The organism is Mesorhizobium sp. BHscii (genome assembly GCF_053848065.1).
In genome coordinates this window covers 50200-62767 of sequence record NZ_JBSPKW010000007.1, presented here as the reverse complement: position 1 = coordinate 62767, position 12568 = coordinate 50200, and the positions used below count along the sequence as shown (strand labels likewise).

Below are 12568 nucleotides of genomic sequence, written 5' to 3'. Positions count from 1 at the left end.
CAATCGAAGTCGACGACGCTCCCGGTGCGCAAGAACGCTTCGGCCGTTGCAAATACATTGCAATTGCCTAATTTGGCAGCCGATGACGCCGCAGGACATCAGCAACCTGATGGTCCGGACTTCGATGAAGGACCGGGCTGCGTTCGATCTGCTCTACCGGCAGACCAGCGCGAAACTTTTCGGCGTCTGCCTTCGTGTATTGAAGGACCGGGGAGAGGCAGAAGAGGCGCTGCAGGAGGTCTTCGTCAAGATATGGACGAAGGCGGACCGTTTCGCCGTCTCGGAGCTAAGCCCGATTTCCTGGCTGGTGGCCATTGCGCGCAATCATGCGATCGATCGGATAAGGGCGCGGCGAGAGCCTGCCACCTATATCGATGCTGCGCTCGAGGTGGCCGATCCGGCACCGGGACCGGAGGCTGCGGTTGTTGCGGGCGGTGAATCGGAGCGCATCTATCGTTGTCTCGATGAATTGGAAAAGGACCGGGCGGCGGCCGTCCGGGGCGCCTATCTCCAGGGCGAAAGCTATGCCGAACTGGCCGTACGCCATGGCGTGCCGCTGAACACGATGCGGACCTGGCTGCGGCGCAGCCTGTTGCAGCTCAGAGAGTGTCTGGAAAGATGACGCTGGCACAGGATGACGGACCGGAACCTGGGGGCGACGACCTGTTCGCCGCCGAATACGTTCTTGGTGTGCTGGACGCGGACGAACGCGAGATCGCGTCACGCCGTATCGACGCGGACGCCACTTTCGCGCGCCTTGTCGATGCCTGGGAGGCGCGTCTTTCGCCGATGGCCGCCGCCTATCCGGAGACAGAGCCGCCGATCAGGGTCAAGGAGGCATTGGATCGCCGGCTGTTCGTGGCAGAACCTCGCTCCGGCCTCTGGTCGAGCCTTGCCTTCTGGCGCGGTCTTGCTGCCGCTTCTGTCGCAGCGCTGGCGATCACCATCGCCGTGCCTTACCTCAACCCGCCGGTCGAACCGCCGCGGCTTGTCGCATCACTGACCGCTGATGGCAGCGACGTCAGATATCTTGCCGTCTATGACGCTGCCCATCGCAAGATCGGCCTCTCGCATGTCTCCGGTGAGCGTGCCGCCGGCAAGGATTTCGAACTGTGGATGATCGAGGGCAAGAATGCGCCGGTCTCGATGGGCATCATCCCGGCCGGTCAGATCGCCCATATGACCATTGCGCCGGCCGTGCAGGAAAAGCTTGCACAGGGCGCCGTGCTTGCGGTCAGCCTCGAACCGGCCGGCGGTTCGCCGACAGGTCAGCCGACCGGCCCTGTGGTCGCTGCGGGCGATTTGAAGAGCATCTGATCGCCACCTATCTGCTTTCCAGAAGATTTCAAATTTATCGCCTGTGATGGCGTTGGCCCGTAAGAATACATCCTTTAACGGCTAACCCTTTGAAAAACCCCCGCTCGAATTGCGAAAAACTAAATTTTTTCCTGAACGTCGAAACTCAAACACTCATCTTCCGTATCTGCTTGCGCCCCCAAAGAGGGGAACGACAAACCCGAGGAGATTGAGATCATGCGTAAATTCGCCACCCTTTCGCTTGCCGGCACGGTCGCCGTTTCCGCGCTCGCCACTGCCGCCTATGCCCAGAATCCGATGGTCGGCGGCGCCGCCATGTATGCCACCAAGAACATCGTCGAGAACGCCGTCAACTCGAAGGATCACACGACGCTGGTTGCGGCCGTCAAGGCCGGTGGTCTCGTCGACACGCTGCAGAGTGCCGGTCCCTTCACTGTGTTCGCGCCGACCAACGAGGCCTTTGCCGCCCTTCCGACCGGCACCGTCGACACGCTGCTCAAGCCCGAAAACAAGGACAAGCTGGTCAAGATCCTGACCTGCCATGTCATCGGTGCCAAGGCGATGGCCGACGACGTCGCCAAGATGGCCATGGACGATGGTGGCGCGCATAAGGTCAAGACGGTTGGCGGCTGCGAACTGACGCTCAAGGCCGACGACGGCAAGGTCACCGCGACGGACGAGAACGGCAATGTCGCCAATGTGACGGTTGCCGATGTCGAGCAGTCGAACGGCGTTATCCACGTCATCGACAAGGTTCTCCTGCCGAAGATGTAACAAAGCGGTCGTCGCCAGCGAAGATATGGCTGACGTTCCATGCCGACTGCGCGGGTTCCGCTTGCGTGACCCGCGCAATCGACAAGCGTACAATCCGCGCCGTCCGCTGTAGGCGTGGGGCAGGTGCGGAATGCCGGTTGTCAGGAGCTGGCCGTCACTAGCTTTTGATTTCCATGTGACGGTCGAATTTGGCAAATGGACAGAGGAGGAATGATGATGATCCGGCGCGACTTTCTTTGGAGCGGTGCCGCCGCTGTGGCATTGTTGGCAGGCACGGCAGCAACGCTGCGCATGGGCCGGCCGCAGGATGCGCACGCCGCCGAAACCTTCGAGGTCACCAAGACCGAGGCCGAGTGGCGCGCCATCCTGTCCGATGCGGCCTTCAATGTGCTGCGCAAGGAAGGCACCGAATATCCCGGCACCAGCCCGCTACTCAACGAGCACCGCAAAGGCATCTTCGCCTGTGCCGGCTGCGACCTGCCGCTCTATTCCTCTGAGACGAAGTTCGATTCCGGCACCGGCTGGCCGAGCTTCTGGCAGGAGATTCCCAACGCCGTCGGCAAGACCGTGGACAGGTCTCTCGGCATGACCCGAACCGAGGTCCATTGCCGCCGTTGCGGTGGTCATCTCGGCCATGTCTTCGACGATGGCCCGCCGCCGACCGGCCTGCGTCATTGCATCAACGGCGTCGCCTTGACCTTCAAGCCGGCCACCGCCTGACCTAAAGCGCTCGCGTTTGACCGGCCTCACGCGACGCGCTTTAGGTTGTTGTCTTATGCATGTCGTTATCGCAAAACCGCTGCGCACTTTTGCGCGACATGCATTACAGCGCCGCGTGTCCTTTGGACGCGCAAAGTTGCACGATCAATGTCCGCCACCTCCGCCAGCCTGCTCTGCCGGCTTGCGGATGACCATGGTGAAGATCGCCAGCGTGGCGAACAGCGCCGTCAAGAGATAGAACACGTCCATGAAGGACAGCAGCGAAGCCTGCTGCTGGACCATAGCAGACAGTTTGGAGATCGCCGCCTTGGACGCGTCCAGGCCGGCATTCTGCTGGAAGTCGAGCGTCATGTTCTGCAGCTTGGTTTGCGCCTCGGCACTGCCCCATTGCACATGCTCGGCCAGCCTTGCGTAGTGGAATGCGTTGCGGTCGATCAGCACGGTGTTGATGACGGCAAGGCCGACGGCGCCACCGAGATTGCGGGTGAGATTGAACAGGCCGGAAGCATTCTTAAGCCGGTCAGGCGGCAGTGTTCCCAGTGCGATGTTGTTGATCGGCACCATGCACAGCATCATCGAGGCACCACGCAGGATCTGCGGCACCAAAAGCTCCCAGAAATCCCAGTCGGCGGTCAGATAGGTCATGCGCCAGGTGCCTGCGGCGAAGCCGAAGAAGCCGATCATCATCATCAGCCGCGGATCCATCTTGCGCGACAGGATGCCGGAAATGGGCGCGGTGACGAACATCGCCAGGCCGCTGACGAACAGCGCCTCGCCGATCATCAGGGAATCGTAGCCGCGGATACGCCCGAGATATACCGGATAGAGATAGGTCAGACCGTAGAGACCGATGCCGATGACGAAGGAGAACAGCGACCCGAAAGCGAAGTTGACGTTGGTGAAGGCCTTCAGGTCGACGATCGGCTCCTCGGCTGTGAAGGCGCGCCAGAAGAACAGCACGGCGCCGGCTGTCATCAGGATGGCGCAGATGAACACGGCCTGGTCCTGAAGCCAGTCGTTGTTAGGCCCTTCCTCGAGCACATATTCCAGCGAACCGAGGAAAGCCGCCATGCCGGCAAGGCCCCACCAGTCGAACTTGCGGAACAGGCTGAGATTTGGCTTGTCGAAGTCGATCAGCGACCACGCCGCGGCGGTCACCAGGATGCCGGGCACCACGTTGATCAGAAACAGCCAGTGCCAGGACGTGGCATGGCTTATATAGCCGCCGACAGTCGGGCCGATGGTCGGCGCCAGCGTCGCCACCAGACCGATCATCGGCGACACCATGGCGCGGCGCGACGGCGGGAAGATGGTGAAGGCGGCAGCGAAGACGCTTGGAATCATGCCGCCGCCGATGAAGCCCTGGATGGCGCGGTAGACGATCATCTGGTCGATATTGGTGGCGGTCGCCGCCAGCGCGCTCGCGGCGGTGAAGCCAGCCGCGGAGACGGTGAACAGCACGCGTGTCGACAGCATCCGGCTGAGAAAACCGGACAGCGGGATCATGATAACTTCGGCGATCAGATAGGCAGTCTGCACCCACGGGATTTCGTCGGAGCTGGCGCTCAAGCCCGCCTGGATCTCGGCCAGCGAGGCCGAAACGATCTGGATGTCGAGGATCGCCATAAACATGCCGAACACCATCGCCAGGAAGGCGATGATGCGGCGTGTGGAAATCGTGTCAGGCGTAGCCGGCCTCGCCGGCGGCGATCCTGCTGTCAAGGTCGCGGTTGCCATGCCAGTGCTCCCAAGCGGCCACTCAGTTCGACGCGGCCGGCGCGGTGCGGCTGTCGACGGCCACGACGACGCTGAGGCCGGCGCGCAGCTTGCCTGTCTTCAGCACATCCGCCGGCACGTCGATACGAACCGGGACGCGCTGCACGACCTTGGTGAAATTGCCGGTGGCGTTTTCCGGTGGCAGCAGCGAGAACACCGCGCCGGATGCCGGCGCCAAGGACGAGACGGTGCCTTCGAAATCCTGGCCGTCGATCGCGTCGACCGATATCTGGACCTTTTCGCCGGGCACCAGCCGGGCAAGCTGGGTCTCCTTGAAATTGGCGACGATGTAGAGCTTGTCCATCGGCACGATGACGGCGAGCTTCTGTCCGGGGCTGATCAGGTCGCCCTGCTCGACCGAGCGGTTGCCGACCACACCGTCATAGGGCGCGCGCAGCACGGTGAAGGACAGGTCCCGCACGGCCTTGTCCCGGGCAAGCTGCAGCGACGCCAGCGTGCTCGCCGTCTCCGCGCGCTGCGCCTGAAGCACACCGATATTGGCCTGCGCCGCGGCGATCTGGGCGTCGGCACCTACAAGGGCGGCATTGGCCTGCTCGACCGCGGTCTGGGCATCATCCAGCTGGACCTGGGTGCCGACATGTGTCTTGAGCAATTGGGCGGCGCGCGTTTGAACACGCGCCGCATTGGCGGCGGCGGCCTGGTCGGCGGTCTTCTGCGCCTGCGCCTGCTCGAGCGATGCACGCGCCGCCTCGGTCTGGGCCTCGATACGGTCGAGCGTCTTGCTCAAGGTGGCGATCTGCGCCTCGGCTTGGGCGACCGCTATTTTGTAGTCGCCATTGTCGACGACCAGCAGCGGGTCGCCGGCCTTGACCTGCTGGTTCTCGGTCACCTTGATCTGATCGACATAGCCGGAAATTTTCGGCGAAATGAATGCCATGTCGGCCTGGACATAGGCGTCGTCGGTTGAGATCATGAAGCGCCCGTCGGTCCAGTAATCGTAGCCATACCAGGCAGCTGCGCCCAGCAAGCCAAGCGCGATGATCGGCAACAGTAGGGAGCGTGCCGAACGTTTCTTTTTCGTCGGCGCCTCGGCCGGAGGACTTATTGCCGGCTCAGTCGGTGCGTTCGGCGCTTCCGTTGCTGGCGCGATCTTGGCGTTAGGGAAGGGACGGACTTCGGCGGTGGGGGTCGCGTTCGAGGACATGGGGATCTCTCTTGGCATCTCTTGGAAACTAGGCATCTCTCTCGAAACAATCAGTAAGACTGAACCGTTCGGTTCGATGCGAACATTGACTTAGCGCGGAGAGCGGCCCATATCAAGGGTGATCGAACCGATCGGTTCGAATATTTTTCGAGGTGTGACACTATGACCGAACCCGACAAGGACCAGTGCGATCTGCTGGATGGCCTGCGTCGCGGCCGCCCCGCGGCGGGACAGGACCCGGTCAAGCGCAGCCAGATCATCGAGGGCGCGCGCCGCGTCTTCATCGACAAGGGCTTCGAAGCGGCGTCGATGAACGACATCACCCGCGAGGCCGGCGTTTCCAAGGGCACGATCTATGTCTATTTCGCTAACAAGGAAGAACTGTTCGAGGCGCTGATCGAGGAAGAGCGCGGCACGATCTTCAAGAACATGTACGATATGCTCGACCGCGCCGACGACCTTCGCGAGACGCTGGTGAAGTTCGGCAAGGTGCTGTCCCTCAAGATCACCTCGGCGAAGGTCATCCAGGCGCAGCGCACGGTAATCGGCGCGTCCGACAGGATTCCCGAACTTGGCGCGCGTTTTTACGAACGCGGCCCGAAACGCGGCCACGACAAGGTCGTTGTTTTTCTCAATGCCGCCGTCGAACGCGGCCTGCTCAAGATCGACGATGTCGACCTTGCCGCCTATCAGTTCACCGAACTGTGCCTGGCAGGTCTCTTCCGCCAGTGCATATTCGCCTACCGCACCAAAGCGCCGAGCCCGGATGAAATCGACCACATCGTCAGGTCGGGCGTCGGCATGTTCCTGAAGGCTTACGGCACAGAAAGGCTTGCTACGGAAGAAAGCACCCAGACGATAGCACTAGAGGCAAAGCCCTAAAAGCGCGTCGCGTTTGACCGGCCTCACGCGACGCGCTTTAGGTTGTTGTTTTATGCATGTCGTTATCGCAAAACCGCTGCACACTTTTGCGCGACATGCATTAGCCGCCATTGGCCGCCAGCACGATCGCCGCGCGCAATTCCTCAAGGCCCTCGCTCTTTTCCGACGACGTGGCGAGAACGAACGGAAACGCGGCCGGCCGCTTCTTGATCTTCTGCAGTGTTTCTTCGATCAATCGCGGCACGCCGGCCGCCTTGATCTTGTCGGTCTTGGTCAGCACGATCTGGTAGGAGACCGCCGCCTTGTCGAGCAGCGACAGCACTTCGTCATCCTTGGCCTTGATGCCATGGCGGGCGTCGATCAGCACATAGACCCGCTTCAGCGTGACCCGGCCCTTGAGATAGTCGAAGACGAGTTTCGTCCAGTCGTCGACCTTCTCCTTGGGCGCGGTGGCGTAGCCGTAGCCCGGCATGTCGATCAGCGCCATCGGCGGCAGGTCGGCGCCTTCGCCGGAAAATCCACCCGGAACGAAATAATTGAGTTCCTGCGTCCGCCCCGGCGTGTTGGACGTGCGCGCCAGCCCCTTCTGATTGACCAGGGCGTTGATCAGCGACGATTTGCCGACATTCGAGCGGCCGGCAAAGGCGATCTCCGGCGGCCCCTCCGGCGGCAGGAACTTCATTGCCGGCACGCCGCGGATGAAGATCCACGGCCGCGTGAACAGCTCGATGCCGATCACGGTCTTGTTCAACGCGTTCAAACCGCTGCCTCCAGAAGAGAAATATCGGCGCCACGAATGGCATTGAGGTTGCGGCTGATCTTTTCCACCGGCCAATCCCACCACGCCGCCGCCAAAAGCCGCCGGATGGTCCTGTCGTCGAACCGCATCTTCACCACCTTGGCCGCATTGCCGGCGACGATCGCATAGGGTGGCACGTCATGCGTCACCACCGATTTTGCCGCAACGATGGCGCCATGGCCGATCGTCACGCCGGGCAGGATCGCCGCTTCCATGCCGATCCATACATCATTGCCGAGCACTGTGTCGCCGCGCAATTCCTTCGACCAGGTAGCCGGGTCGAAACCCTCTTCCCAGCCATGACCGAAGATGTTGAACGGATAGGTCGAAAAGCCGGACATGGCATGATTGGCGCCGTTCATGATGAAGCGCGCGCCCTCGGCGATGGCGCAGAACTTGCCGATGATCAGCCGGTCGCCGATGAATGGATAATGATGCAGCACGCACCGCTCGGCGAATTTGTCCGGCCCGTCCGGATCGTCATAATAGGTGAAGTCGCCGATCTCGATGTTCGGCGCCGTGACCAGTCCCTTCAGGAAACCGACGCGGGTATGCATCGGGATCGGGTGCTTGATGTTGGGGTTGGGTCCGATCATGGTGTGGCTTCCATCGACGAAAAACAGGCAAGGTCAAAATAGCGCGATCCGCCCGGCAGCCAACCGCGTGCGCAGCGGATCATCCTTACCTGTTCATCGACGGAGCGCTCCTGAAACGACAGCGAGCTTATAGGGATGTGTCGCGGCGGCGTCTACCGCCGGCCGACGGGTTTCGCCGCTCGCCGGCGGCTCGGCTCGTCCCAACAAAAAAGCCCCGGTCCGGGGCTTTTCTGGATTCACAAAAAGCGAGCGCCTTCTATTCCGCCGGCGACGGTTTCTTCCGGAACAGCGCGACCAGATTGTCCCACAATTCGATCTTGGCGCCCTGCCGCTTCATGATCACGCCTTGCTGGATGATCGAAAGCAGATTGTTCCAGGCCCAGTAGATGACGAGGCCGGCCGGAAAACCGGCCATCATGAACGTGAAGACCACCGGCATCCAGGTGAAGATCATGGCCTGTGTCGGGTCCGGCGGCGTCGGGTTCATGCGCATCTGCAGGAACATGGTCAGGCCCATGATCAGCGGCCAAACGCCGATCATCAACATGTCCGGCAGAGCGATCGGAATGAGGCCAAACAGGTTGAAGATCGAGGTCGGGTCGGGCGCCGCCAGATCCTGGATCCAGCCGAAGAACGGTGCGTGCCGCATCTCGATGGTGATGTAGAGCACCTTGTAGAGCGCGAAGAAGACCGGAATCTGCAGCGCCACCGGCCAGCAGCCGGCGAGCGGATTGATCTTCTCGGTCTTGTAGAGCTCCATCATCGCCTGTTGCTGCTTCATCTTGTCGTCCGCGTATTTCTCGCGGATCTCGAGCATCTTGGGCTGCACCTTCTTCATGTTCGCCATCGACGCGTAGGACTTGTTGGCGAGCGGATAGAAGACGGCCTTGACGACGACGGTGGTGGCCAGGATCGCCAAGCCGAAATTGCCGAAGAATTTGTACATCGTGTCGATCAGGTAGAACATCGGCTTGGTGATCCAGATGAACCATCCCCAGTCGATCAAACGGTCGAACAGCCTGATATGGCGATCTTCCGCATAGGCGTTGACCTTGGCGACTTCCTTGGCGCCGGCGAAGATTTCGGTCTCGACCGTCGCCGACTGGCCGGCATCGACGGTGATCGGGTCGGTGAGGAAGTCGGCTTGGTAGCGCGGGCGGCCGTCGTCGAAATAAGCGTAACGCGGCTGGAACGGCTGTTTCTCGGTCGGCACCAGCGTCACCGCCCAGTATTTGTCGGTGATGCCCAGCCAGCCATCGGTCGACTTGCCCGGCGTGTACTGCTTGTCCTCCTCGACGGCCGCGTATTTGTGTTCCTGCAGGCCTTCCGTGCCGGTGACGCCGATCAGCCCTTCATGCAGCACATAGATGCTGGCAACGGCAGGCTTGTCGAAGCGGGTGACGCGGCCGTAATTCGACAGGGTGACTGGGGTTGAGCCTGAATTCTGCACCGTGTCCGAGACCGTGAACATATAGTCGCTGTCGACGGAGAAGGTGCGCTTGAAGGTCAGACCCTTGTCGTTGGTGAAGCTCAGCGTAACCGGGGTCGCCGGCGTCAGCGTCGCATTGCCATCGACGGTCCACACGGTTTCCGGGCCCGGCACCGTGCCGGTCTTGTCGCTGCCGACAAATCCGATCTCGGCATAGTAGCCAGTGGGCAGCGCTGCCGGGTTGAGCAGTTCGATCTCGGGCGAGTTTTTGTCGACCGTCAGCGTGTAGTGCTTTAGCTTGAGGTCGTCGAGACGGGCGCCGGTGAGATTGATCGAGCCCTCCAGGCTCGGCGTGTCGATCCTGACGCGCTTCGTCGACGCCAGCGCCTGCTCGCGGCCGGCAGGCGTCGCGCCATCGGTCCCCGGTGCATTGGGTGCATTAGGAATGGCGCCTTGCTGCGGCACCGGCGTTTCGCTTTTGCCGGGACTGGCGCCTTCGGCCGCCTTCTTCTGCTCCGCAATCCGCTGCTCTTGTATACGGGCCGCCTCGCGTTGCGCCTCGCTGTAAGGCATCACGTAAAAATACTGCCAAAGCGACAGGATCAGCACCGACAGCGCGATGGTGATGAAGAAGTTCCGGTTGTTTTCCATCGAAAGCCTTGGCCTATCGTGTTCCGCGCAGTCTGCGGGAGAGTTCGGCCTTCAACTGGCCGAACGGAATGGTAAGCACATCTTCGCGCCCGACGATGACATAGTCATTGCCAGGCTCCATGTCACCCGCGGCATGCGTGCGCACGGCTTCTCTCAGCCGCCGCCGGATGCGGTTGCGGACGACTGCATTGCCGACCTTCTTGGTGACCGTGTAGCCGACGCGAGGCGCCTCTGCGTCGCTGCGGTCCAGAACCTCGACGAGAAAAAGCCGCCCGCGGCGCTTCTCGCCACGCCGGACAGCCAGGAATTCCGCGCGTTTCAGAAGCCGCTTGGGATGTGCACCCACTGGCTTGCCGGTTGCGGGCAACGATCTCGTCTTCCGTTCAGGCGCTGAGCCGCTTGCGACCGCGGTTGCGGCGGGCTGCGACGACGCCACGACCACCCTTGGTGGCCATGCGGGCACGAAAACCGTGCCGACGTTTGCGGACGAGTTTGGACGGTTGGTAAGTACGCTTCATTTGTTTTAATACCGCGGGGTGCGGCCCTTCTTGATTCTGTCACTCTGTAACAGGAGCTTTGCCGGGCCGGCTTTGGCGCGATCGAAACCGCGCCGGGACGAATGGCCCGAGCGTGAGCGGGCTTATAGAAAGAAGGGTTTTGGAAGTCAATCCGGCGCCGACATCCGGCGCCTCAGCCGATTGGCTGAAGTGTGATGGCTGAAGTCTTGGCGGTATCATCCCGTATTGGGACGAAGGATGAAATTGGCAAAAAAGCCGCAATGGCCTAATCTCGTTTGATCAAGCGATCGTGAAGAAAAAGCAGCATGAGTGAAATCCCATCCGCGGAGGAAAGGACCGATCGGGCGACCGCGGCCGCCCGGAGGGTGCCTTTGTCGCGTGGATTGTCGACAAAGCTCCTGCTGCTCACCATCGTCTTCGTGCTCCTGGCCGAGGTCCTTATCTTTCTGCCCTGGATCGCCAGCTACCGGCTGAGTTGGCTGAAGGAGAGGCTGAGCACCGCTGCGGCCGTCTCGATCGTGCTGGTGCAGGGAGAGCCCGCCTCGCTGTCCCGCGCCGCCCAGAACGACGTGCTGATGGCGATCGGCGCCAAGGCGATCGCCGTGCGCGACGGCGGCGTCTCGCGGCTTCTGGTCGTGGCTGAGATGCCGCCGCACGTCGATGAGCATATCGACATCGCCAATGTCGGCCTGGTCGAGGGCATGACCGGCGCTTTGGACACGCTGTTTTTCGGCGGCGAGCGGATGCTGCGCGTTTTCGGCCCGGTCGGCGACAGCGACAAGGAATTCGAGTTGATCATGCCCGACTACAGCCTGCGCGATGCCATGCTCATCTATTCGCGCAACGTCGCCTTCGTCTCGCTGCTGATCTCGCTGTTCACCGCCATGCTGGTCTATGCCGCAATAGACCTGATCATGATCGGCCCGATCCGGACGATGACGCGCTCGATGCTGGCCTTCTCCGAGGCGCCCGACGACCCCGGGCGGATCATCCGCCCTGCTGCCCGCGCCGACGAGATCGGCGTTGCAGAGCGCGAGCTCTCGCAGATGCAGGAGCGGCTACAAAAGATGCTCTCCGAGCAGAAGCATCTCGCCGACCTTGGCCTCGCCGTGTCGAAGATCAACCATGATATGCGCAACATCCTGGCGTCGGCGCAGCTGATGTCGGATCGTCTGCGCCAGGTCAAGGACCCGACCGTGCAGGCCTTCGCGCCGAAACTGCTGCGGGCGCTCGATCGTGCCGTGTCCTATTCGGAAGGTGTGCTCGCCTATGGCCGCACCCAGGAGCCGCCGCCCTCGCGCCGCAGGCTTAGGCTGCGCCAATTGGTCGACGACGTCCACGGCCTGCTCGACACCGAAGGCGGCATCGAATTCGTCAATGCCGTCGATCCGGCTTTCGAGGTGGATGCCGATTCCGATCAGCTTTTTCGCGTGCTCACCAATCTTTGCCGCAACGCCGTGCAGGCGATGGCGGCGGACGCGGAAAGTGCGGTGGTGCGCCGGTTGGCGGTGTCGGCCGAGCGCGTCGGCAGCGTCAGCCGCATCACCGTCACCGACACCGGCCCCGGCCTGCCGCCGAAAGCGCGCGAGAACCTGTTCGCGGCGTTCCGCGGCTCGGCCCGCAGCGGCGGCACCGGGCTCGGCTTGGCAATCGCCTATGAATTGATCCGCGCCCATGGCGGCACGGTGGAGCTCGTCGAAAGCAGAGGCGGCCGCACCACCTTCGCGGTGACCATTCCCGACCAGCCGGTCCGGCTCGACCAGGCCCGCAACGGCCTGCGCCGCCCGGCCTGATCCTTGCCCACCCGATCCTCGTCAAGGCACGAACAACAAAACTTTTGCCGGATCGGCTTGCTTTTCGGAAATTCAGTCGCTAGGGAACACGTCACATCGCGGCCGGTCGTTAAGGATCGGATCGCGGGCCATGCAAAGCATGGCCTGT

Annotated in this window: 13 protein-coding genes; 6 read left to right on the top strand and 7 right to left on the bottom strand. The window is 62.0% G+C overall.

Translation table 11 applies throughout. The annotated features are described in order from the left end of the window. Positions 1–82: 82 nt before the first annotated feature. The 4 genes from ACWTU7_RS12405 (at position 83) to msrB (ending at position 2811) form a co-directional block, all read left to right on the top strand. Positions 83–622 carry a sigma-70 family RNA polymerase sigma factor gene (locus tag ACWTU7_RS12405; RefSeq protein ID WP_455838754.1) on the top strand — a complete coding sequence of 180 codons (540 nt, stop codon included), beginning with the start codon at positions 83–85 and terminating at the stop codon, positions 620–622. Then, positions 619–1317, top strand: coding sequence for an anti-sigma factor (locus tag ACWTU7_RS12400; RefSeq protein WP_095517509.1), 699 nt, complete (start codon positions 619–621; stop codon positions 1315–1317). The genes ACWTU7_RS12405 and ACWTU7_RS12400 overlap by 4 nt, the downstream gene beginning before the upstream one ends. 216 nt (positions 1318–1533) lie before the next feature. Then, entirely contained in the window at positions 1534–2091 is a 558-nt protein-coding gene (locus ACWTU7_RS12395; RefSeq protein ID WP_455838753.1) for a fasciclin domain-containing protein, read from the top strand. Positions 2092–2307: 216 nt separating this feature from the next. Further along, on the top strand, positions 2308–2811 hold the full coding sequence (gene msrB / locus ACWTU7_RS12390; RefSeq protein WP_095517721.1) for a peptide-methionine (R)-S-oxide reductase MsrB: 504 nt from the start codon (positions 2308–2310) through the stop codon (positions 2809–2811). 144 nt (positions 2812–2955) lie between these two features. Here the strand turns inward: msrB and ACWTU7_RS12385 are convergent, their stop codons facing one another. Then, a complete protein-coding gene (locus ACWTU7_RS12385) occupies positions 2956–4548 on the bottom strand; it encodes a DHA2 family efflux MFS transporter permease subunit (RefSeq protein WP_455838752.1) in 1593 nt (530 codons plus the stop codon). Positions 4549–4570: 22 nt separating this feature from the next. Beyond that, positions 4571–5752: an HlyD family secretion protein gene (locus ACWTU7_RS12380; protein WP_455838751.1), complete on the bottom strand. Its 1182-nt coding sequence runs from the start codon at positions 5750–5752 to the stop codon at positions 4571–4573. 162 nt (positions 5753–5914) lie between these two features. On the opposite strand from ACWTU7_RS12380, the gene ACWTU7_RS12375 reads away from it, so the two are divergent. After that, positions 5915–6634 carry a TetR/AcrR family transcriptional regulator gene (locus ACWTU7_RS12375; protein ID WP_095517506.1) on the top strand — a complete coding sequence of 240 codons (720 nt, stop codon included), beginning with the start codon at positions 5915–5917 and terminating at the stop codon, positions 6632–6634. A 100-nt stretch (positions 6635–6734) separates the two neighbouring features. On the opposite strand, the gene yihA is transcribed toward ACWTU7_RS12375, so the two are convergent. From yihA to rpmH, 5 genes are all read right to left on the bottom strand, one after another. After that, positions 6735–7394, bottom strand: coding sequence for a ribosome biogenesis GTP-binding protein YihA/YsxC (gene yihA, locus ACWTU7_RS12370; protein WP_095517505.1), 660 nt, complete (start codon positions 7392–7394; stop codon positions 6735–6737). Beyond that, positions 7391–8029, bottom strand: coding sequence for a CatB-related O-acetyltransferase (locus ACWTU7_RS12365; RefSeq protein ID WP_455838750.1), 639 nt, complete (start codon positions 8027–8029; stop codon positions 7391–7393). The genes yihA and ACWTU7_RS12365 overlap by 4 nt, the downstream gene beginning before the upstream one ends. A 256-nt stretch (positions 8030–8285) precedes the next feature. Next, positions 8286–10109 carry a membrane protein insertase YidC gene (yidC, locus tag ACWTU7_RS12360; protein ID WP_455838749.1) on the bottom strand — a complete coding sequence of 608 codons (1824 nt, stop codon included), beginning with the start codon at positions 10107–10109 and terminating at the stop codon, positions 8286–8288. A 13-nt stretch (positions 10110–10122) separates the two neighbouring features. After that, a complete protein-coding gene (rnpA, locus tag ACWTU7_RS12355) occupies positions 10123–10476 on the bottom strand; it encodes a ribonuclease P protein component (RefSeq protein ID WP_095494090.1) in 354 nt (117 codons plus the stop codon). Positions 10477–10492: 16 nt separating this feature from the next. Next, positions 10493–10627: a 50S ribosomal protein L34 gene (gene rpmH, locus ACWTU7_RS12350; protein ID WP_008833937.1), complete on the bottom strand. Its 135-nt coding sequence runs from the start codon at positions 10625–10627 to the stop codon at positions 10493–10495. 305 nt (positions 10628–10932) lie between these two features. Here rpmH and ACWTU7_RS12345 point away from each other — a divergent pair, with 305 nt between their 5' ends. Beyond that, positions 10933–12420, top strand: a complete 1488-nt coding sequence (locus tag ACWTU7_RS12345) for an ATP-binding protein (protein WP_455838748.1) — start codon at positions 10933–10935, stop codon at positions 12418–12420. The last annotated feature ends 148 nt before the right edge of the window (positions 12421–12568 follow it).